We start from the raw sequence: 21,574 nt of genomic DNA, 5'->3' as shown, positions 1-21,574 counted from the left end.
GACAATGTAAACACTAGCCGCTACCTCTAATACCTTACAATCAAATAAAAACAGGCTAGCATCATCGCCAGCCTGTTTTCCTATTAGTATATATAATGTAGAAATTATTTAATCGCCTCTCCGCTCACTGAGCGGGCAATCGCCATCAACTCTTCTTCACCGAGGTTATTAGAGACAAGCAAGTAATCCACACCGTTAAAATTCCATGTAATCGATTGATCTGTCATCGCGCCAACAGTAAAACCTAGATCAACAGGTTCACCACTAGACATTGTGAGACGGGAAGCTGTTTCAACAGCTGTGTTTTTCTGCTGCATCAATGTAAAAGATTTGTCTTCATCAGCATAGTTTAATACCACTTTGGAATCATCTTCGCCTTCTGCGACTTCTCTTTCATTTACGATGTTCAAGTTAGCTGTATAAGTCGGATACAGCACCTCGAACTCTTCTCCAGCACCAGAGAATGTAGGTACTTCAAATTGAGCACTACTCATGTTTGATTCCATATCAAAAGCGTTCTTATCAAATTTTGCGTTAAACTTAACTTTTGAGAAATCCAGTCTTACAAGCTCTTTTTGGTCTTGATCCATAATTCGCACTTGTTGAGGATCAAGATCTTTATTTAGTGTAATCTCCTGCTGATATAGATTTTTGTTTTGATAATTAGTTTTTGTATGGAAAACATAGCTTTTCTCTTTTGATTTAAATCCTCTGTCCGTATCGTTCAAGATGTCCGAAATAAGTGATTGGAACAAATAGACTTGGCTGTTGTTCTCTGGCCAGTCACTTTGGAATCGGAAACTTTTATTCAGAGCTGGCGTAAGAACGAAAACTCCATCTTTGTTACGCAGTATCATCTGACTTTGATCTTTTTCAGCATTCTTTAAGCTGACTCGATAAAAATCGGGCTTCTTATGCCAAATTTCTAAATCGTAAGTCAGTGGCTTCTCTCCTGTGCTCAATGTCATCTTGGCTTCAGCTTTGTAGCCTGTCATGGATTCCATTCTTTCTTCCAAGGAATCTAAAACATCGTTCTGGCTTTGTGCACCACATGCCGACAGAACCAATACGATCATGAACGCCGTCAACATCATTGACAGTGTTTTCTTCATTTTTTGCCATCCCCTTTGTCCCAAAGTAATTTCGACATTGAAGGGGGACCAACTCTCTGCACCTTGCAAAGGACTACCCCTTCTACCGCATTACAATATATGAGACAACCCTGGACAATATGCAGACTAGCTTGACGAGCTTTCTAAAACCACTTGTGCAATCGCGTATTCTTTCGTATGAGAGATAGAGAGATGGCATAAATATGGGTAAGGAGATGTAAGAAATGGCTTACCTTTTTCATCTGATTTGATTTCCATGTCCTGCCACGAAAGTTCAGCGCCGATTCCAACACCGAGCGCTTTAGCCATTGCTTCTTTTGCTGCAAATCGTCCCGCAAGATATTCAAATCTTCTGTTCCCATTTAAAGACTGAAACCTTTTTTGTTCGAACGGCGTTAACACACGCTCCGGAAAACGAGGTTGATGGGAAACCACCTGTTTGATTCGTTTTAGTTCGATCATATCGATGCCTGTTCCTACAATCATTAAATAAAAGCTCCTTTACAGCTATATCCTTCGCCCTATCTACCATCACATGGTAAACTTAAGGAAGATGAATAAATATGTTTAAATTTGGGCTGTTTTTAAAAAGTTTGTTTTTCTTGCATGAAGATGATTTCGTTTCATGTGCTTCGCGTTCTTTCTGCGGGGCAGGCTTTAACTCCACTCAACGAAAAAACAGCCTACACTTTATATAAAAAGGGTGATACTATTTCCATGTTTATAAGAGATGAAAGCTTTCAGACCTTTATTAGGCGCTATCCTATTGTTACTTTTTTAGTTGCTGCACATATTATCGTGTTTCTTCTTATTAATTTTACCCCTTTTTCTACCTCTTTGTATCATTTTATGGTTGGATCTAACTATTACATTACCGCTGGAGAGTATTGGCGTTTATTTACCCCTATTGTTACACACGAAGCTGCTGGTCATCTGATCTTCAACTCGTTCTCACTTGTTTTGTTCGGTCCTGCACTTGAAGGAATCCTTGGAAAAGCACGATTTATTATCGGGTATGTAGGTGCTGGATTAATTGCAAATATTGCTACTCTACTGCTGCTTCCACTTTCTTACGCTCATATCGGTGCATCAGGAGCTATTTTCGGTTTGTTCGGTATTTACGTATACATGCTATATAACCACCGTCAATATATTGATCAAGCCAACACACAGATTCTTCTCGTTGTATTGGGAATTAGCTTAGTTACCACGTTTATGAATGCACGAATTAACGTCATGGGTCACCTGTTCGGTTTAATAGGCGGGGCTGCTCTCGCTCCAATCATTTTCGCTTCCCTTCATCGTAAGAAAAAAAGATGGTAACACAAAAAGCACCTCATCACGTTTGAGGTGCTTTTCCTATTTGAAGATGCTCGATCAAGACATCTTTTAAAGAAGTTTCAAAATAGACAGGCCAATCCACATCCAAAGCGTTCAACTGCCTAGCATGTTTAGGCTTTACTCCAATGATTTTTACTGGTTTCCCATTCATGTACTGAAGCATGCGGAAAAGCTCGCTTAATTTTTGCACGCCACCCTCATCAATTTCTCCTGTTGCCGATAGATCGAAGAAAATCTCTTCAAATTGACCTTCGTACGCGGCTTTCAAAGCATTACCTGTTACGGTGATCATCTTGCTCTCATTCACATCACCAAACAAGGGAACAAACGCCATCTTTTCTGAGATCGGAATGAACGGTCCAGACAATTCATCAAGACGTTTCATTGCATCTTCTAACGCTTCTTTCTTTTCGAATAACTCAAAATCTGTAGAAGATAACCTGAGTCTAAGTTCTAAAAGTTTTTCTTCAAGCCCTTGGACGTGTTTCCCGATTGGAATAAAAACAATGTGCGCGAATTCGCCTTCCCAACAAATAGAGATGTCGCAAAGCAAGAACGGTTGATTTCTCGCTTTTATGTTTGCTTCAAATGTCTTTTCGCCTTCAAACGGCATCATAAACTTCATTAGCTTGTTATGACTTTCTTCATCAAAACAATCCCGAATTGTTTCAGCCTGCAAGTCCAACATTTCAATGGCTTTGGAGGATCGATCGTGAATAACTCCATGCTTATCTATCTTTACGTACGGTACAGGTAAGACACTGCTCATTTGTAGGCATTGATCCTCTCTTGGGTATATTCATCCAGCCATTTTTCTGCCTGTTTAAGGTTTTTTATAATGATTCCCTGATTATTTACATATGGTTCTAAATCGTATTTTTCTGTTAGTCGTCCGCCTACTAAGATAACAGGCTTATTCGGCAGCGCGGCTAACGACCGAACATAATTCTTTAACACAGGGAGGTTGTATACGATGGAAACGGATAAACCGATAACTTCTGGCTTCCATTGCAGTGCAGATTTCAAAGCATATTCCAACGGCAAGCTTGCTCCATAGTATTTCGTTTCCCAGCCTTTTTCTTCAAAAATACTGTTGATCATTTTAATTCCAAGATAATGCTGTTCACCTTGCAAGCACAAAAACATGGCTTTCTTTTTACCTGGTGTTTCATCTGCTGATACTTGAAATAATCTGGAAAGAACAAAATCACAGACCCCCGTCGCTAAATGTTCATCAGCGACTGAAATCTCATTGTTTTCCCAGAGGTCTCCAATCATATACATTGCAGGAGTAAATAGGTCTCGAAACAAAACCATTCGATTTTGGTCAGGCTGCTGTTTAATAAAACGTAATGCCTCAACATGATTACCTTCTAAAAACAGACGAGCCAGTTTTTCAGCTTCTGAAATAGCCATGGATGGGACCTCTCCTTTAATTTAGTGTGATTCAACTTTACTACGCAAAATATCGTTTGCTTGTTTCAAATATCCGATATAAATACCGACACGGGTATTTTCTATTCTTTGCTTTTCCTTCTCTTCTAAAAGAACTTCTATAATAAAGTCGAAATTATCCATCAAAAGCTGTGTACTCATTCCAAACTTTTGCAGAATACCATCCAGCCAGATCGCATAATCCGTAAAGAATGCACTGTTATCAAGTTCGTATGCCGTTTCTAAGTGCTTAAAGTGATGGTGATTATCTTCGATGCACTTCACTCTCCCCTTGTCACCATATCTTTCGACAAGAGAAGGATCTTTTTGGTAAATTTTTTCTGTTATTCTTTCTACCATATCATTTATGTTAAATTCCGTCATTTGGCAACCACCTTATATTGCTTAACAGTGGGAATGACAGCTGCTAATTCTTGATCGGGATACTTCTTTTCTAAATCATGAATCTTCTTAAACTCCTCACTTCTTACCCATTTTAAATAAGCTTCCTTAGACGTAAATATGAGTTGAACGGTCAGCTCACCTGCGCGCTTATCGTTCTGAAGCAACAAGAAGTCAACAAAGCCATCGGCATTATCTACTGATCTAGAACGGTTCTTATATATATTTATTACTTCGTCTGCTTTTTCGTTTGGAACATCAAACGTAGAGAAAACGGTATACATGGAAACATCACCTCTTGGATGTATTTAAACGACACAAAATGTTTATCTCATAAAAGATTCAATAAACTCTATATTTTTCCTGCTAGCTATTTTAACTAGGAACACCTTTTAAATTTGAACCACTCATATTACAGGAAATATGCAAAGAAGTCGAATTTAAGTAAAAATGCACAAGGAGAATTAGGCCCTAAAACAGTAATTATTTTTCAAACTTCTGAACATAGAAAAAAGGATAGAACCACTCGATTATGAGCTGGTTCTATCCTTTGGTTTTTTACTTTAGTAAAGATCAAACATATTTACATCGTGATTGGTCTGTTTTAAATAAGTAAACAACTGACCACGATGATGATAGCTATGAGTGACAATTTCCACCAGCCATTTTGCCTGAGTAGCACCCTTCTCAGCATAAAAGGCCTTCGTTTCTTTCTTCAAAAAATCGTCTTCGGAAAGAGATAGGAAATATGACTTCGCCAGATGATAACCTTCTTCTAATACATGAGTTAATTCAGTAACATTTTCTGCAGATAACTTCTTTTCAAGCTGCCGAATGTCTTGCTCTGATTTTTCCTGTAAAATCGCTAAATCGATATGAGGAATCTGAACCAAATGATTAGCTAATTCTAAAAAAGAGCGCATGTTATCAACAGGGCGAAAATTGTAAACAGAAGGATCTGCTTTTTTTAATAATTGATTGGTCGTTCGAACCACAACATACAATTCTTCAAGTAATGTTTCTGTTAAGGAAGCCGTTGGATTCATATCTTCTTTCCTCCTGCTATGTAAAATAACTACTCGTATTAACTTCTTCGTCTCAAGCGTTTTTTCCTCCGTTTAATCCAGAAGCTATCTCATTATGTGCGGAGTTGCTCATCAAAATATTCTCAGAGTGGTCTTCACAGATCAAAAGCATATCGTAATAAGCGCGCATAAAGACTTCCACGATAAATGGATCGTACATTTTTCCTGATTGATTCTCGATCTCTTTCTTTGCTTCCCAAGGCGTCATACCTTGACGGTACGCACGGTTACTCGTCATCGCGTCAAAAGAATCAGCAACGGCTAAGATACGAGAATAGATCGGTATATCCTTCCCTTTTAAACGGTGTGGATAGCCTAGACCATCGTATCTTTCATGATGATGAAGAATTCCTGTTAAAACACGGTCCGAGTATCCGAAAGATTTTGCTAGCATCATCCCATCAACAGGATGCTTTTTCATAATTTCGTACTCTTCTTGTGTTAATTTTCCTTTCTTCAAAAGCACGGCATCTGGCGTTGAAATCTTTCCGATATCATGAATGAGAGCTGTCAACTCAAGCTCTTGCCATTCTACATTTTTAAATTGACCATGTTTGGCAAGAATCATGGCATAAAGCGCTACTCTCTTTGAATGACCTTGAGTATAAACATCTTTCGCTTCAACAGCTAACGAGAATGCTTTTACACCTTGCTGAATCGCTTCTTTTTCTGCAACGGACTGATAAACGATTCGTTGAGCCATGAACAGAAGTGAACAAAAAATTACATAGATCGAAATAAACGCCAGATAGTCTTTCAGTGGTTCGTTCGATAACAAGAGATATGAACTCAATCCACCTATACTTGAAACATAATATAGCCTCTTATCATTTAAAAGTAGCGCAGATACAGGCAAAAAGAAGTATGCGGCCTGCACGATCGGATATGTAACGAAAAAGTAGGAAATCGAAACGACATATATACTGCACAAAATAAAAGCCAATTTTGTGTATGGTTCTTGTATGCGGTTGACTCCCCAAGCAGGAAGAAACCCGATTAAAAATAAGAATAGAAATGGATAGAAATGATCGATTGGTTCTATAAAAAAATGATGGAGAGCCTGAATGAAGGCACTCCCCACAATAAATAGCTGAGCTAGCTTAATATTACGTATCATGAATGGAACTCCAATTGTCGAATTTTGTAATTTAATGTAATTATATACTATAAAGGCTTTTTATCCTATAGTTTGTTCGTATTTTAAACATGTTTGCTTCATCATGTCTATTTTTATGCAAGCAAAAAAACCGCCAAACGACGGTTTTATTTTACGTAACTGCGAGCAACTTGTCTCATTTTTTTATGTTTATGTTTTTGGCTTCTCATTCTTAAAATAACTAGAAATGCGAGTAATAGCAGTAATCCGCTGTATAAGAAAATTCCGGTCTTTACAACAGATTGCATAAACGTTGAATCTACTTCCTCTACAGATTTGTTATCGATCGTCGCCGTAGCTTCTTTTTCTCTCTCTTTAAACAAGGTATGCGTGAGTAGAACATTTCCGTTAGAATCTTTTAGTTGAAGCTCTCCATCTGAACTCACATCCTGAACCGGTTCTTCTCCTTTTGGCAAGGTAACGGACAGGTCCTCTTTTAACGGATACGTTTCTCCGTTTAACGCTTCAATCTTTGTACCATTAGCCAGAGTTTGTCTTTCGAAGTTTGCAAATCCATAATCACCAAGCGCCATCGTATCCCAATAAGCCGCTCGACTCGTAGGAGCTTTTAGTGTAACGATGATAACGTCTAGGTTATCGCGTGAAACAGCTGTAACTAAAGTGTGCTTGGATTCATCAACATAGCCGTTCTTAACACCAATCGTACCCGGGTAATCCCATAAAAGCTGATGGTGATTCCTTAACGTGGTTTCCCAGCCTTCTCCGACCCAAGGTAATTCTTTTGTTGATACGATCTCTCGAAATTCTTCATTTTTCATTGCGTATTGCGTAATCTTCGCCATATCTTCGGCTGTTGTATAGTGTTCCTCATCAAAAAGTCCGTTTGGATTAACAAAATGAGTGTTTTCAGCTCCCACTTTTTTCGCAAACGCGTTCATTTGGTCAGCGAATGAATCGACATCCCCTGCCAAGTATTCTGCAATCGCAACAGCTGCATCATTACCCGAGTTGATCAGAAGGCCTTGAACAAGCTTTTTCAAAGGTACTTGCTCGTCTTCCATCAAATACACACGTGTCCCCTCAGCTCTCACAGCATCACTGCTCACGACAACAGAATCATCCAACTTGCCTGATTCTATAGCCAGAATCCCTGTAATGATTTTCGTAATACTTGCTGGATACATTTGTTCTGAGCTATTTTTTTGATATAAAATATCCCCTGTTTTCGCATCGATCATTACAGCGCTTTCGCTTTTAATTTCTGGTGTGTTCTCCCCCGTTGCTTGTACAAACTGCGTATTTACAAGCATAACCAGTGAAAAAACAAGAATTAGGCTAAGTTTTTTCATTTATTTCCGCTCCCGTTAGTCATTTAATCTTCATATCTCTTCGTTGTTTGTTTCGTTTCTTTTATGGTTGAAATCAAAATGAAATCTAGTAATATTCGCCATAAAAAAACAGGCGTTTTATCAATTGATACCGTTCGACAAAATCCGCCTGTTTCCTTTTATATATCGTTCATATTTTTAGTTTATTTAGTCAAAATGTTTTCTACTTTTCTTTCCTTTTAATAAATCTCCTGTCCACCCCTTCATTCTTAGCCAGATATATATGCCTAATGTGGAGACAACGATTGAAATCATAGCGTAAAGGTAACCAAATTTCCAATCAAGTTCTGGCATATTCTTGAAGTTCATACCCCAGACTGCCCCTAGAACCATTCCAGGAGTGAAAATGACGGTAAAAACAGTTAATGTTTTCATTATTTCATTTCCTCGATGAGAAGAAAGAACTTCTTCAAGGTTTAACAAAGTATCGATGTCCTGTCTGTAATGAGAAAGAAGCGAAGTTGTTCGATCGATCCTAGTTTCAATTCGCTTATACGCTCGTGTTTCTGTAATGTCATCCAGAAATGCTTCCTTAATAGCCATCTGCGTTTCATGAACCGGAAGTGTTAAGTCACTCCAGTTAATAAGCTCGATTCGTCGATCATAGATGCTGTTCAATAGATTGGTATGATTGTTTCTTTGAACATCACGTTGCAGCTCCTTGAGCTTAATTTCCAGAGCGTCAATACCGTCCAAAAAGTGATTAATTAATTCACCCAGTAATATTAAAAAACCTTCCACAGGTGTCTTTTCTTCCAGAATCATATGATCACAAGAATCACGGTGATCCCCTTGGATACTTGAAAGGTCTAAGCCCACTGTTATTAAGGATTTGGGACGTATATAAAAATGAAAAACTTTAAAATCAGATTGATTCTCCGGATCCTGTTTATACGTAAGTGATCCACGAACAATTTGATCACCGTCACTGTCTCTTTCAATCCTTAAATAGTTGACCTTATCTTCTTTAATGTTACGCAGCCAATTTTTACAGCCTTTCGTATCTGCGATCAAGTCATGAATTGTTTCTTCATGACACACATGACGATGCCACTTCCAACTATAAACACTTGTTTCTTCCATAGAATGATCCATCCTTTATATAATGATCGCTTTTAGATAACGTTATATTCTTTAGCGCCTTGTTTTCTTAACCAGTTTAGTGAGAATTGCATGATATCAGGATGACTCTGCAAATTTTTATTCTTTGAATAAATCCAGATATAACCCTTCTTTTCGGTTTCCTGTACCTTTAACAATGCAATGGCTAATATTTCATGTTCTTCTACTATCACAACGCTTGTATCATCACGATCCTCTAAATATTGAGAAAGTTTCTTCTGATATTCTGGAGCGTCACTACACCATTCCAACAAACGGTTAAGGTCTTCCTTTTCTGCGAATATCGGTTTCACTGTCATCCTCCTCCATTAGAGTTCCCTTATAAAAATGTGAACAAACACTATATTATTTCTTTAGTTGGTGCCAGATAGCTTTGTAAAAGTTCTCGGTCTTCTGGAAAGGATAAGGTAAGCGTCTCTAACTCTTTCAAGGATACCCACCTTATATCGTGTATTAAACCATCCGGATCTTGAATGACCGAAGAACCGCTCACTAGATCTGTTAAAAAATAGTGAACGTTAAAATGGATGCTTTGAGAGATTCCTTCTTTAATATGTAGCTTTCTAACAACTTTTACGACATAACCCGTTTCTTCCCACACTTCACGAATGCCGCATTCCTCAAGACTCTCGTTGCCTTCTCTACCTCCAGAAGGAACACTCCACGTCTTCTCCTCATCTGCTGCTCCTTGTAAAACCATCAATAGCTTTCCATCATTCACACAAATACAACTTGCACCTTCCCACTTCATAGCCATTCCCCCTTATACAGCTATTTTCTGGACATGAAAAAAAAGTCCTGCGCTTGAATGCCAGGACTTTTCTACAATTATATGACGTTAAATTACTAAACTATATGACTTTAGTTTGTTCAGCTACTTTTTGAGTGTTCACAATGCAACATTTGCAATGATCCCACGTGTATAGCGTCTTGCTGTTTTGTTCTAACAAAGACAGAGAATCATCCGTACATTCGACTATCTTCGAATGTGGAATATCATGCTCCTTTTGTTCACCTGTCTTCATATCGATGTATACGATTCGCTCGCTCTTTCCCGTTGCAAGATCCAATTCGTAGACTAAAAGTTGATCATCTACTTGATATAGGGCACGTGGGGAAATGGATAGCTTGTATTCTGTAACCACTTTATCTTTGTCATTCAACACCATGATCTTCTTTGGGTCCCCGTTTAGAACGGGAGCACCTGAAACGTATACAAGATCTTCATGACATAAAATATCAGTAGGTGCCATGTTACTTCCTAGATTTATACGCTTTTTCTTCCCGTTGCGGATGATGTAAAGAACCGCTTGATCTTCTTCAACAATATAGGAAGAAATGTAGAGAACATCCTGGTTCATCTCTACTTCCCACAGGAAACCATTCACTTTCCACTCTTTTACTAACTCAGGGCCATCTTTAGAAAAGATTAAGACTGAGCCTTTTGAACCATCACCTTCACAAGCGACTACAACACTTGTTTCGAATTCATAAAAGTTGGGTTGTCCTTTAATAACTTGAGATTTCAAGCAGCCGTTTTTATGGTCAAAGATGAAGAGCTTGTGGTCCCTTGACTGATCATCTATCTTCTTGGAGAACCAGTAATTCTTCTGTTTGTCCATGAATACTTCGGAGTAGGCAAAAGCGCCTTCCTCATTTCTTACTATACTTCCGGCCACTTCAGGATCACGTGAGACATACAGCGATTGATTCTTCTCTGCAGTTCGTGATGATAATTGATACATTTTAGCCATAGTACTCTCTCCCTTCAAATTTGACGCCGGCTCGGTGCTGACATAGGATTTATGTAAATCGTTCTTTTCAAAATTATCAATTTCTAGCAAAAACTTTGTATTTTCTGTTATATTTATCTTATCAGACATTCCATTTATTCTGTATTGGGAAAAATGGTAGGATAGATACTTGTTTAGTGAGGGTTCTGCATGACAATTTTCCCAAGTTCTGAAAGGGGGATTTTATGGTCGGTCAACGAATAAGATATTATAGAAAAACCAAAGGCCTAACCCAGGAAGAGCTGGCACAGGGAATTTGCTCTGTCTCATACTTGAGTAAAATTGAGAAAGGGGACGCCAAATCAAGCGAAGAAGTCATTAATCTGCTTTGCGAACGTCTAGGTATTTCGCCTGAGGAAGTAGACGAAAGTAAGATCCTTGAGATGTTGAATGAGTGGAATATGATGATGGTTAATCGGCAGTTTGAAGATGCACAATCTGCATTCAAAGAAATAAATGAAAGTATGAAAGGTATTAGCCAACCTAACCTTTTACTAAGATATGAATTATTTCAAGCTCGTTACTACTTAGTTCAAAATACCCCTAACCTTGATCTTGCTAAAGAAAAACTGAATAAGGTTAATGAGTTATTTGAACAACTACCTAATGATTTAAAATTTTATTATTACACTTTTAACGGTATGTATTTTAATTATATAAGCGATTATCAAGAGGCTCTTGAGTATTTTGAAAATGCTGATAAACAATTTAACCAAACATCTAATCTATCTGATATAGAAGCGGCTACTGTCTATTATTTTCTTGGCCTTACTCATAACTACTTACTGCATATAAGCTCAGTAGCTAACTACGCTTATAAAGCTATAGGAATTTTTGATAGAGAGTACTGTTATTCTAGAAGCGCTGATTGTCAAATACTTCTAGGTCTTAGTTACAGAAGAGCTAGGAATTATGAAAAAGCAAAGTACCATTTAAATTTAGCATTAAAATACTCTACAGTCTTTAAAGATAAGTTTACTAGTGGGGTTATATTGCATAATTTAGGTTTTGTAGCTTCATGTCAAAATCAACATTATAAAGCTATAGATTATCTTAAACAAAGTCTTGAATATAAGCAAGATAGACAAACTATTCAAAATATTGCTGGTACAATCTATTTACTTGCAACTGAATACTATACTGTAGGTGAAATAGATAAAGCACGTGAATTAATTTGTAAAGGTTTAGATATAGTAACCTCAAACCATGAAGTATATTACCATTTAAAGCAACTTGAATTTCAAGTCTCAGGTAATGATAAAGATCCTGAATTCACAAAGTTTCTAAGTAGAGATTCAATTCCATTCTTCAAAGATAAAGGTATTTTAGAATACGAGGCAACTCATTCTGAATTGTTAGCTGATATATATTTTGAACTTGGCCAATACAAAAAGGCTAGTTTATACTACAGAATTGCTAACAATGCTAGAAAAAACATATATTAATTTTTTTAGGAGGTAAGAACAGTGAAGAAAACATCAATTTTACTTACTCTTTGTTCATTAATGTTAGTTCTGTTAACTAACCTACAGAATCCGGATTTAAATAACACTATAGAGGATAATCCTCAACCTAACTCTCCAAGATTAGCAATTGAAGATAACCCCCAACCTAATTCTTTTAAAAAACAATTTGTACATGAACAAAATCCTCGTTCTAAATCATATAAGTTGGCAATCGAAGACAATCCTCAACCTAATTCTTACAAGAAAATAAGAATATAATACTAAAAAAAAACTTGCAGACATTTTTTATGTCTACAAGTTTTTTTATGCCCTAATAACCACCTTCGTCCCAATAGGTACAATCTGCGATAATTCCAAAACATGATTATTATGCATCCGCACACATCCTTTGGATACGTTTTTGCCGATGGATGATGGTGTATCTGTGCCATGTATGCCGTAGTGAGGACGTGAGAGTCCCATCCACATGACTCCATACGGTCCTCCTGGGTTAGGTGCTTTATTAATTATCGTATAGGTTCCTGTAGGTGTAGGTGTCAGGATTTTGCCCACACCTATCGGGTAGCGTTTGATTACTTTCCCATCTTTTACGAGGGCTAGTCTTTTTCTTGTTGTTGAAATATAGATCTCATAAGGCATCATCATACCTCCCGCTTTAGCTTATGCAGGACAACTATGAAATGACTCTATTTGGTTACCATGAAGCATTGCTCACTATGTGAGGCTTGTATCCTCCCTGTAGCTTCTAAAAAGCTTTCTGCCGTTGTTAAGCCAACGTGCTTGAAGGTTTTTCTCAACACTTTTTGTTTTTCTGCTGTTTCATGTGGCAATTGTTTTAAAAACTCTTCAAAACTGCCAAACTCTTTTATTAGTGCATGAACTCTCTTCGCGTTTTCAATCGTCGCTTCGATTTTTTTTCTATGCCTGACGATCCCAGCATCATTTAGTAGTGCTTCAATCTCTTTCTCCCCAAACTGCATGACCTTTTCTACCTCAAACTGCGCAAAGGCTTGCCTGAAGTTCTCTCTTTTGTGAAGAATGGTCTTCCAGCTTAAGCCAGATTGAAACAGCTCTAGTGTTAAGCATTCGAATAAGGCATTGTCTCCAACTACATACTGACCCCATTCGTTATCATGATACTGTTGCAGCATCTCGCTTTCTTCACTCCACTTGCATCGGTTCATCTCACATACTCCTTTTATAAAAATAAAAAGCGCAGCCTGGCTGCACTTTTGTTATTGGGTTGCACGCATTTCTGAAAAAGGGTAGATGACGACTTCAGAACGACCTTCGATTGCTTTCGTTTCGATCAAACCTAGCCCGTTTCGTGAATCCATACTATTAAGACGGTTGTCGCCCATTACGAAAACTTTCCCTTTTGGGACTTTCAGTGGACCAAAATCCTCCGTTAGGTACACCCCTAAGCTTTTCGCTTCAGATTTATTTTCTTGAAGATAAGACTCTTTCACTTTTTTATTATTTACATAAAGGCTGTCACTCTTCATTTGAATAACGTCACCTTCTAAACCTATCACTCGTTTTACGTACCGCTTATCGTCACCTTTAATGATAACAATATCGCCTTTTTGGGGCTCAGAAAACGCATAAACAATTTTATTAACATACAGCTTTTCTTGATCGTGAAGAGTAGGTGACATAGATGCACCTTCTACCATATATGGAGCAAAGAAATAGGCTTTTGTGATAAATACAAAGACTAAAGCAAATCCAATCGCCTTTAACCAGCTAACCCATTCACTTTTTTGCTTTGTTTCTTTTTCTTGTTCTATCATATCTTCATTCACCTCGGCGCAACGATTTCAATTTTTAATCGATCTGGATCTTCAAAGAATAAAGCATAATGATTTTCTCCACCTGCAAAAGGAAACTTGTCCTCATATAAAAAGGAAATATTTTTCTTCTTCAATTGTACACGAAGGTGCTCTATTTGCGCACGTGATTTAGCCCAAAAGGCCAGGTGATTAAGTCCTGAACGCTTTCGGTGAAAAGGTATGTCCATATACATTTCTTCTGTTTGTACAAAAACAAGATAAGACGATTCTATCTTGAAGCTAAAACCATTTTCCCATTCCTGATATAGAGAAAAACCTAACTCTGGCATCAGCCATTCATAAAACTCGCTCGTTTTCTTCAGATTCTTCACATTAATTTCGATATGATGGAAGCCTTGTGGTAGTGTCATCGTTTCTCCTATTTCTTCCTATACTTAAAAAAAGGTCCTCTATCACTTTTAATCTTTCGAGAAATAGCCTACAATGGTAAAGATTTCCGTTTCACTACAGGAGGGTTATACTTATGAATCCTAAAACAAAACACGCAGCAATCTTCCTGGCTATTTCTTTGCTTTGGTTGAAAACCTATATTGTTTATAAAGTTTCATTTACGCTGCCTATCGATCATTTCCTGCAAGAAATTTTATTATTTTTAAATCCGCTCAGTTTTCTCGTACTCTATTTTTGTTTAGCTAACCTTGCTTCACCTGGTAAAAGAAGTCGAATCATTCTATGGCTGTCCTTCATTTATAGTTTTATCTTGTATGCGAACGTCGTCTATTATCGATTCTTTACGGACTTCCTTACAATCCCGGTACTGTTTCAAACCAAGAATGTTGGAGATATCGGAAACAGTGTTTATGAACTGGTCTATGTAACAGACATCTTCTTTTTTGTTGATTTGTTTCTATTAGCATATCTTTTAAAGCAGACAAGATGGAAGGCTGATCATCTATTAAAACCTGTAGATCGCAGAAAAATATTTTTATGTGGTGTGGCTGTATTTGCCGTTCATTTGATCCTTGCAGAAATAAACCGACCACAGCTTTTAACCCGTACATTTGACAGAGAAATACTTGTGAAAAGCTTAGGAACGTTCAATTATCATCTGTACGACATCATGCTTCAATCGAAGTCTTCTATGCAAAAAGCACTAGCGAGCAACATGGATGCAGAGGAGATTCTCTCAAATGTGAAAAAAGAAACAGCTAACGACCCCGAGCTCTATGGAATTGCAAAAGGGAAAAACGTAATCATGGTATCCCTAGAATCCACCCAAAATTTTGTACTGAATTACAAAATAAACGGTAAAGAAGTTACTCCCTTTTTAAATGAACTTGCTGAATCTAGCTATTATTTTAATAACTTCTATCATCAAACAGGACAGGGAAAGACATCTGATTCTGAGTTTTTAATCGATAATTCCCTATATCCACTGCCAAGAGGTGCTGTTTTTCAAACACACCCATTGAATGAATACAACGCTATGCCTGAGATTTTAAAATCAAGTGGCTATTATTCAGCTGTTTTTCACGGCAATAATAAAAGCTTTTGGAACCGAGACGTTATCTATAAAACGATGGGCTATGACAAGTTTTATAGTGAAGAATATTATCATGTAACGGACGATAACTCGATTAACTATGGACTTAAAGATATACCTTTCTTTAAACAATCCATGCCATACTTAAAGAAGCTGCCTCAGCCCTTTTATGCCCGTTTTATTACCCTAACCAATCATCATCCATATTTAATTCATGAAAAAGAACAGTGGATCGAGCCTTATCCTGTAGATGATGGAACGGTTAGCCGCTATTTTACAACCGTACGCTACGCGGACGAAGCACTGCGTCAGTTTTTTGAAGAACTGAAGAGCTCTGGATTATATGAGAATTCAGTCGTTGTCGTATATGGAGACCATTATGGCATATCAGAACGGCATCAAGAAGCGATGGCAGATGTATTGAACAAAGCAACGCTTACCGCTTACAATCAAGTGGAGCTGCAGCAAGTACCATTATTCATTCACGTTCCAGGAAAAAAAGGCAAGCAGTTAGATACAGTTGGCGGACAGATCGACCTCAAACCAACTCTATTACACTTGCTTGGAATTGAGTCGAAGGATGACGTTCATTTTGGGACCGATCTTTTTTCAAAAGATCATCATGAACTAACCGTGCTCCGTAACGGCTCGTTCATTACAGACAACTATATTTATACAAATGAGACTTGTTATGTAAAACCATTTGGAGCACCAGTAGAAGAAGATAAGTGCAAGTCATACATTGAGCAGGCAAAAGAGGAACTTGATCAGTCAGATCGGATCATATATGGTGATCTGCTGCGATTCTTAAAATAAATATAGCCCCTTGTGAGGGTCTATATTTTTTAGTGTCTATCAAGATTCATTTAAAACCTTCTTTTACTTCTTTTGATATGCTAATTATGGAGTTAAGACCTAGGATTAAACACGAAATAAAAAATATGGTACTCCACTCACCTATGAAGATTAAGTAAAAGATGCTTAACAGAGCAGCTAAAATAATAATACAATCTAAAATAAAGGCAAACTTCACTCTCATTTTCTTAACCTCCTAAGTCTTTTTATAAGGCTGTTTTCGAAAACTTTGTTGCTTTTGGAAGTGTTGATTTCCGTTCCAGGCTGCTCGCTTTCCACGGGGCAGAAGCTGAGCCACATTCGTACGTTTCACTCTTAAGTGTCTCAGCTGTCCGCCTGTCCCGTAGGAGTCTCGCACCTTCCACTCCAATCAAATGTCAAAGGTGGAAATGAGTTAAAAATCAACAATCTTTTAGAAAAGAGCGTTTTGCAAAGAAGCAGTCTTATTTTATTATAAAAGATAATTTGTTGAAGGTGGAAATATGTTGAAACCTCTTTTTGCTTATTTTACAGATATTCACGGTAATTTAGATGCTCTTCAAGCTGTTATTGATGACGCTACAAGAATGGGAATCTCTCGTTTTATTAGTGGCGGTGACATGATTGGGATCGGTCCGTTTACAAACGAGGTGCTTGAACGGTTATATAACTTGCCATCTATTAAGATGGTTACGGGAAATCATGATGAATCGATTTTGGCGTTAAAATATGGTCTGCCTCACCCTAAGAGTCACTGGCATGCGAAGCAACATCATCAATGGATTGCCGACCAGCTAACGGATACTTATGCTCATATTTTAAGCACTCTTCCCCGAGAGCTAATATTTGAGGAAGAAGGTTTTCGTTTTCTCATCACACACTATCCTTATAAACAAGGAAAAAAGGAATCTTCAATATCTGAAGATCCCTTTATGCCGATTGTAAGTAAACCTGATTCTTTAGCGATGAAAGAGCTCTTTAAAGGCTTATTTACCTATGATTTTATAGGATTTGGTCATCATCATATCCTTCACGACTTTAAGGTAAATCAAACGCTTTTAGTGAATCCTGGTGCACTAGGATGTAATAAAGTTGCCGAAGCACGCTATGCCATCATCTATATCGAAGATGAAAAGGAACTTAAGATTGAATTTAAATCTGTAGCCTACGACCAAACAAATCTGTTTAAGACTTACAGAGAACTTGAAGTTCCAGATGGTCCGTTTTTAATTAGAGCTTTTCATGGTTAGGAGGTAGCTCTTTTTTTGCGACTCATTTATTACTGTGCTTCTTTGTAGTTGAAATCATTTATTTGGTTAGATTCCATTCATCTAATGTCATCATATTAAATTCTTCTTTGACATCCAATCTTAAAGGAGCCATTAATTCGATGCTATTTCCATCTGGATCTTTAAAATAAATGGCTGCGTGAGCTTGTGGGTTATTAGGTAATACTAAAGGTTGTTTTTCAGGTGAAAATCCAAAATTAGTAGAGACTTCTATAGCCCTTTCTTCTAACCAACTCTTTATATTTAACATATCCTCTCTATCTATTTGAAAAGCGATATGTCTTAACGATGGGTGATAGGGTGTTTTAACCTTGTCTGTTTCCCATAACCCTAACCAACTTCTTCCTTTCTCAATCCAGAAAAAAACTAAATTTTCTTGTTGATACGCGATCTCTAAATCTAGTTTCTTATAAAAGTCTATGGACGTTTTAAGATTACTTACCGGTAAATGTGCTTCGTAAAGTCCTTTAATCATTTGATTACTCCTATTATCTTTTTCTATATATTATTTTCTAATTTTCTTTGGGATGAAGTACTAGAGGGTTGGTAGTTTGTATAAATTCAATCTCTTCTCCGTCTGGACCTTCATAAAAAACAGTTCTCCAACCGTTTGGAAGGTCAAAAGGTCCTTCTGTTAGAAAGATCTCCTTAAGAGATAGTTCCTTTATTTTTTCCGTTACAGAAGTCACGCTGAATGCGATATGGCTGGATGCCGTATGACTCCCTGAATTAGGCATCAATTCAAGCTGAAATCCTTCCCCTATTAAAAAACTTAGCTCTGTATCGTTCCACATGAAACTTTCTTTCTTTTCAATGGGTAGAATCTTTTCATAGAATTCACTAGACTTTTTCATATCACTTACGTAGAGACCGATATGATGCAGCATCATGATTTTCTCACTTACAGAATTAGATTCATATCGCCAAACTCGTGCCAGAGATATCGCTTTTGAATCGCATCATTGTAAGCTTTATATAACTTGGATCGGTCTACGAATGCAGAAAGCAATTGCAGATGACTCGCCTCCGGTTCATGCATCCCTGTAATTAATCCATCACATACGGCCAGTTTCGTATTTTCAGTAATATATAGATTCGTCCATCCACTAGCTGCCTGGACCCTTCCGTTTTGTTCCGCGACTGTCTCTAGCGTTCTTACAACTGTTGTACCAACTGCTATGACGCGACCTCCATTGTTTTTGGTTTCAGAAATAAGGTCTGCCGTTTCATTCGGGATATGATAGTTTTCGAAGTTTTTATCTGGTCCTTTATGCCACTTATCATCCAGCAAATAACTCAATCCCGTATGAAGCGTAATATAAGCGATCTTAACGCCTTTTTTCTGAAGTCGAAACAGAAGCTCCCAACTGAACGCCCTTCCAGCAGAAGGCATTTCTACAGACCCTGGAATGGTCGCGAAAACCGTTTGATAGTAATCTAGATTCCAAGGCTTCTGGATGTATTCGTACCTGACGGGTTCTCCTAAGTCATAGATTTGGTTGAACAGCGAAGAGCAGCATAGATTAAAGGCTAATGATACAAAAGGTGTGTCTTCTGACTGTTCAATAATAGCAGCCGTTAATGTTGGCGAAAAACGGATGATATCACCCTTTTTTACAGTTCCGCTAACGGGAAGTGCTTCCCATATTGATTCATTCTTCCTGTGAGCCAGTCGTATCTCTATCTCAGAGCCATCTGCTTCTATCCGACTTTTTAATACCGCTGGAACTGTTCGGCTCGCGTTAAGTACGAGCAGATCACCTTTTTTCAAATAACGGTCCAGTTGGTAGAATTGTGTATGATCTGTCTTTCCTGTGTTTTTGTCGAGCACCATCATTTTCACATAATCTCTGCGTAATCCTCTTCGTTCTGGTGGTTCTATTGCATTTAGTTCATCTGGAACGTCAAACTTCATCGCTGTTTCCATTAAAACTCACTCCCCTCAAGCTGAAACATCTGTGCTTCAAATCGCTTGCCGGTAATGAGGGAAGAGGCATCTGATGCTAAGTATCCAAAAACAGCCGTCAGATCTTCAGGCTTTGCAAGCTCATAATCACAATCTGGTACAGCACGTGCATGCATGTCTGTATCCATCTCACCAGGATCAACCATGTTCACACGTACACCAGATTCACTAACTTCGTCTGCCCATGTTTCGGTCAACCCTTCAAGTGCAAATTTTGAGATGCCATATGCCCCCCAACCTGCATAACCAGTTGCTCCCGCTTCTGATGTAATATTAATGATGCTTCCCTGTTGTTTTTGCAGCATGACCGGTAACACTCTTCTTGTTACTAAAAATGGTCCGATCGTATTTACGCGAAGAACTTCTTCAAAATCCTGTTCTGGATAATCAAGTAAATAAGGAATTGGGCTAGGACCTATGATGGATGCATTGTTAATTAAAACATCTATTACTCCAAAGCGCTCTTCTGTCAGAGCTACGAATCGTTCTACATCTTTTGACTTCGACATATCTGCTTCTATCGCTAGAACGTCTGCTCCAAGCTGAATCGCTTCACTCTTCACACTTTGAAGGGCATCTTCGTTTCTTGCGCATATCGCCAAGTTATAACCTTCCCGGGCAAAATATAGAGAAAGCGCTTTACCTAAACCTTTTGAAGCTCCTGTTATCATGATTACTTTTTTCATTTCGTGTTCCTCCTGAATTTATATTTTATACTTTTTATACATTTATGTTTACTAAGTATTTTTATTATAGTGACACTTCTTTTCATTCGTCAACGATTTAATTTACAAATTTTTCGACAAATTTCCCGGAAAATAAAAAAACCTCTGCCGTAGCAAAGGTTTTACTTTAGCCGAAACGATGCTCCATCTATGATTTCAACATCGTTTCTTTCTTTTATTTCCCTCATAAGCTGAAAAAGGGCTAAATCTTTTTTCTTGGATTCAATCATACAGTCTATTTCTTCCACACTACCTTTTACTTCTTTCAAAAAATCAAAAAACATATTCACATCCACATAGTCAGCATGATTTCTAAATTGCTTCTCGCTCTTTGGACTCGAGATATGCATCTTCAATGGCAACGGTGATGTTTTCCAAGAATCTACTACGCGTGGCCAATGCTGTATCCAGTTCTCGTCATGATGGTAAGCAAGATGATGGTGATAATCGAACACGAGGGGAATCTGTAATTTTTCACATAGGTATAGTGCATCCGCCACTGTAAAAGATGTATCGTCGTTCTCAAGCATGATCATTCTTTGAATCGATAACGGAACGCTTCCCCAATTCTGCACGAAGCGCTCAAGTGCTACATCGGTTTCTTTATAGTTTCCACCTACATGCATCACACAACGATGCTCTGTATCGATTCCCATGCTTTTAAGTATTTTGTAGTGCAGCTGTAGCGTCTTTAGAGAATTTTTAAGAATCTCTTTTTTCGGAGAATTGATCAGTACAAAATGGTCCGGGTGAAAATCTAGCCTCATATTATGTTGTTTTGCATATTGTCCCATCTCATGGAGTGCATCACGTAAAGGAGTGATATAATCCCAGTCTAAGAGCTCACTATGATTGGCTAGCGGAATGATTCTAGAGGTCATTCGATAAAACCGTACATCGTTAGCCACTGCATGCTTTAACACTCGTAGCGTATTGGTTATATTGGCTAGCGATATGCGCTCAAGTTTCCTCAACCCTGCTTCTCTATTCTGCAGCTGGCTGAATTGTTTATAGGTCATCGTTTTGGACGGAGAAGCATTTTTTAACTCCATGCTCATCGCCACAAAACCAAGCTTAATTATAGTCATCTGTCACACCTCTTTTTCATCACTAACAGTATGACCCTATTGCTTTTGTTTTTATCCAATATGATGAATAGAACAA

The 21,574-nt window shown here is 37.8% G+C and carries 29 protein-coding genes; 5 read left to right on the top strand and 24 right to left on the bottom strand.

Annotation, left to right across the window (positions count from 1 at the left end):
• Nucleotides 1-104: 104 nt before the first annotated feature.
• Nucleotides 105-1,112, bottom strand: a complete 1,008-nt coding sequence (locus IHV12_RS21385) for a LolA family protein (protein WP_197134371.1) — start codon at nt 1,110-1,112, stop codon at nt 105-107.
• Between the two features lie 126 nt (nt 1,113-1,238).
• The gene (acpS, locus tag IHV12_RS21380) at nt 1,239-1,598 is read right to left on the bottom strand and encodes a holo-ACP synthase (protein WP_197192186.1); all 360 of its coding nucleotides are present in this window, start codon (nt 1,596-1,598) and stop codon (nt 1,239-1,241) included.
• A 120-nt stretch (nt 1,599-1,718) separates the two neighbouring features.
• Between acpS and IHV12_RS21375 the strand changes: the two genes are divergently transcribed.
• Complete coding sequence (locus IHV12_RS21375) at nt 1,719-2,435, top strand: rhomboid family intramembrane serine protease (protein ID WP_231620829.1); 717 nt, start codon at nt 1,719-1,721, stop codon at nt 2,433-2,435.
• A 16-nt stretch (nt 2,436-2,451) separates the two neighbouring features.
• On the opposite strand, the gene IHV12_RS21370 is transcribed toward IHV12_RS21375, so the two are convergent.
• The 11 genes from IHV12_RS21370 to IHV12_RS21320 all read right to left on the bottom strand — a co-directional run bounded on the left by IHV12_RS21370 (nt 2,452) and on the right by IHV12_RS21320 (nt 10,755).
• Nucleotides 2,452-3,222 (bottom strand): STAS domain-containing protein, encoded by a 771-nt coding sequence (locus IHV12_RS21370; protein ID WP_197192185.1) that lies wholly within the window; start codon nt 3,220-3,222, stop codon nt 2,452-2,454.
• A complete protein-coding gene (locus IHV12_RS21365) occupies nt 3,219-3,869 on the bottom strand; it encodes a cobalamin B12-binding domain-containing protein (protein ID WP_197192184.1) in 651 nt (216 codons plus the stop codon). The genes IHV12_RS21370 and IHV12_RS21365 overlap by 4 nt, the downstream gene beginning before the upstream one ends.
• A gap of 21 nt (nt 3,870-3,890) precedes the next feature.
• Nucleotides 3,891-4,271 carry a hypothetical protein gene (locus tag IHV12_RS21360; RefSeq protein ID WP_197192183.1) on the bottom strand — a complete coding sequence of 127 codons (381 nt, stop codon included), beginning with the start codon at nt 4,269-4,271 and terminating at the stop codon, nt 3,891-3,893.
• Entirely contained in the window at nt 4,268-4,573 is a 306-nt protein-coding gene (locus IHV12_RS21355) for an antibiotic biosynthesis monooxygenase family protein (RefSeq protein ID WP_144704740.1), read from the bottom strand. The genes IHV12_RS21360 and IHV12_RS21355 overlap by 4 nt, the downstream gene beginning before the upstream one ends.
• A gap of 279 nt (nt 4,574-4,852) precedes the next feature.
• Nucleotides 4,853-5,335: a DinB family protein gene (locus IHV12_RS21350; protein ID WP_197192182.1), complete on the bottom strand. Its 483-nt coding sequence runs from the start codon at nt 5,333-5,335 to the stop codon at nt 4,853-4,855.
• Nucleotides 5,336-5,387: 52 nt separating this feature from the next.
• Nucleotides 5,388-6,491 carry an HD-GYP domain-containing protein gene (locus IHV12_RS21345; protein ID WP_197192181.1) on the bottom strand — a complete coding sequence of 368 codons (1,104 nt, stop codon included), beginning with the start codon at nt 6,489-6,491 and terminating at the stop codon, nt 5,388-5,390.
• 146 nt (nt 6,492-6,637) lie between these two features.
• On the bottom strand, nt 6,638-7,840 hold the full coding sequence (locus IHV12_RS21340) for a D-alanyl-D-alanine carboxypeptidase family protein (protein ID WP_197192180.1): 1,203 nt from the start codon (nt 7,838-7,840) through the stop codon (nt 6,638-6,640).
• A gap of 186 nt (nt 7,841-8,026) precedes the next feature.
• The gene (locus IHV12_RS21335; protein ID WP_197134354.1) at nt 8,027-8,962 is read right to left on the bottom strand and encodes a magnesium transporter CorA family protein; all 936 of its coding nucleotides are present in this window, start codon (nt 8,960-8,962) and stop codon (nt 8,027-8,029) included.
• A 32-nt stretch (nt 8,963-8,994) separates the two neighbouring features.
• Nucleotides 8,995-9,294, bottom strand: coding sequence for a hypothetical protein (locus IHV12_RS21330; protein WP_197134352.1), 300 nt, complete (start codon nt 9,292-9,294; stop codon nt 8,995-8,997).
• Between the two features lie 47 nt (nt 9,295-9,341).
• On the bottom strand, nt 9,342-9,752 hold the full coding sequence (locus tag IHV12_RS21325) for an NUDIX hydrolase (RefSeq protein WP_370568861.1): 411 nt from the start codon (nt 9,750-9,752) through the stop codon (nt 9,342-9,344).
• Nucleotides 9,753-9,852: 100 nt separating this feature from the next.
• Entirely contained in the window at nt 9,853-10,755 is a 903-nt protein-coding gene (locus IHV12_RS21320; protein ID WP_197192178.1) for a hypothetical protein, read from the bottom strand.
• 224 nt (nt 10,756-10,979) lie between these two features.
• Here IHV12_RS21320 and IHV12_RS21315 point away from each other — a divergent pair, with 224 nt between their 5' ends.
• Both IHV12_RS21315 and IHV12_RS21310 read left to right on the top strand, forming a co-directional pair.
• The gene (locus tag IHV12_RS21315; protein WP_197192177.1) at nt 10,980-12,239 is read left to right on the top strand and encodes a helix-turn-helix domain-containing protein; all 1,260 of its coding nucleotides are present in this window, start codon (nt 10,980-10,982) and stop codon (nt 12,237-12,239) included.
• 21 nt (nt 12,240-12,260) lie between these two features.
• Complete coding sequence (locus tag IHV12_RS21310; RefSeq protein ID WP_197192176.1) at nt 12,261-12,518, top strand: hypothetical protein; 258 nt, start codon at nt 12,261-12,263, stop codon at nt 12,516-12,518.
• Nucleotides 12,519-12,563: 45 nt separating this feature from the next.
• Here IHV12_RS21310 and IHV12_RS21305 read toward each other — a convergent pair whose 3' ends face one another.
• The 4 genes from IHV12_RS21305 to IHV12_RS21290 are packed head-to-tail and all read right to left on the bottom strand — an operon-like array spanning nt 12,564 to nt 14,463.
• Entirely contained in the window at nt 12,564-12,902 is a 339-nt protein-coding gene (locus IHV12_RS21305; protein WP_370568862.1) for a L,D-transpeptidase, read from the bottom strand.
• Nucleotides 12,903-12,946: 44 nt separating this feature from the next.
• Complete coding sequence (locus tag IHV12_RS21300) at nt 12,947-13,444, bottom strand: DNA-3-methyladenine glycosylase I (protein ID WP_197192175.1); 498 nt, start codon at nt 13,442-13,444, stop codon at nt 12,947-12,949.
• 51 nt (nt 13,445-13,495) lie between these two features.
• Complete coding sequence (lepB, locus tag IHV12_RS21295) at nt 13,496-14,053, bottom strand: signal peptidase I (protein WP_197134340.1); 558 nt, start codon at nt 14,051-14,053, stop codon at nt 13,496-13,498.
• Between the two features lie 8 nt (nt 14,054-14,061).
• On the bottom strand, nt 14,062-14,463 hold the full coding sequence (locus tag IHV12_RS21290; RefSeq protein WP_197192174.1) for a VOC family protein: 402 nt from the start codon (nt 14,461-14,463) through the stop codon (nt 14,062-14,064).
• Between the two features lie 113 nt (nt 14,464-14,576).
• On the opposite strand from IHV12_RS21290, the gene IHV12_RS21285 reads away from it, so the two are divergent.
• Nucleotides 14,577-16,412, top strand: coding sequence for an LTA synthase family protein (locus IHV12_RS21285; protein WP_197192173.1), 1,836 nt, complete (start codon nt 14,577-14,579; stop codon nt 16,410-16,412).
• A 46-nt stretch (nt 16,413-16,458) separates the two neighbouring features.
• Here the strand turns inward: IHV12_RS21285 and IHV12_RS21280 are convergent, their stop codons facing one another.
• Entirely contained in the window at nt 16,459-16,635 is a 177-nt protein-coding gene (locus IHV12_RS21280; RefSeq protein WP_197192172.1) for a hypothetical protein, read from the bottom strand.
• 12 nt (nt 16,636-16,647) lie between these two features.
• A complete protein-coding gene (locus tag IHV12_RS21275; RefSeq protein ID WP_197192171.1) occupies nt 16,648-16,821 on the bottom strand; it encodes a hypothetical protein in 174 nt (57 codons plus the stop codon).
• Between the two features lie 112 nt (nt 16,822-16,933).
• Here IHV12_RS21275 and IHV12_RS21270 point away from each other — a divergent pair, with 112 nt between their 5' ends.
• Nucleotides 16,934-17,680 (top strand): metallophosphoesterase family protein, encoded by a 747-nt coding sequence (locus tag IHV12_RS21270; protein WP_197192170.1) that lies wholly within the window; start codon nt 16,934-16,936, stop codon nt 17,678-17,680.
• 58 nt (nt 17,681-17,738) lie between these two features.
• Here IHV12_RS21270 and IHV12_RS21265 read toward each other — a convergent pair whose 3' ends face one another.
• From IHV12_RS21265 to uvsE, 5 genes are all read right to left on the bottom strand, one after another.
• Nucleotides 17,739-18,194 carry a VOC family protein gene (locus IHV12_RS21265; protein ID WP_197192169.1) on the bottom strand — a complete coding sequence of 152 codons (456 nt, stop codon included), beginning with the start codon at nt 18,192-18,194 and terminating at the stop codon, nt 17,739-17,741.
• Nucleotides 18,195-18,231: 37 nt separating this feature from the next.
• Nucleotides 18,232-18,609 carry a VOC family protein gene (locus tag IHV12_RS21260; RefSeq protein ID WP_197192168.1) on the bottom strand — a complete coding sequence of 126 codons (378 nt, stop codon included), beginning with the start codon at nt 18,607-18,609 and terminating at the stop codon, nt 18,232-18,234.
• 11 nt (nt 18,610-18,620) lie between these two features.
• A complete protein-coding gene (locus IHV12_RS21255) occupies nt 18,621-19,646 on the bottom strand; it encodes an S-adenosylmethionine:tRNA ribosyltransferase-isomerase (RefSeq protein WP_197192167.1) in 1,026 nt (341 codons plus the stop codon).
• Entirely contained in the window at nt 19,646-20,371 is a 726-nt protein-coding gene (locus IHV12_RS21250) for an SDR family NAD(P)-dependent oxidoreductase (protein ID WP_197192166.1), read from the bottom strand. Before IHV12_RS21250 ends, IHV12_RS21255 begins: the two co-directional genes overlap by 1 nt.
• Nucleotides 20,372-20,532: 161 nt before the next feature.
• Nucleotides 20,533-21,498 carry a UV DNA damage repair endonuclease UvsE gene (gene uvsE, locus IHV12_RS21245; RefSeq protein WP_197192165.1) on the bottom strand — a complete coding sequence of 322 codons (966 nt, stop codon included), beginning with the start codon at nt 21,496-21,498 and terminating at the stop codon, nt 20,533-20,535.
• Nucleotides 21,499-21,574: the final 76 nt, after the last annotated feature.

The sequence above is a fragment of the Fictibacillus sp. 7GRE50 genome, assembly GCF_015903875.1.
GTDB lineage: Bacteria > Bacillota > Bacilli > Bacillales > Fictibacillaceae > Fictibacillus > Fictibacillus phosphorivorans.
This window is presented reverse-complemented; position numbering and strand designations above follow the sequence as displayed.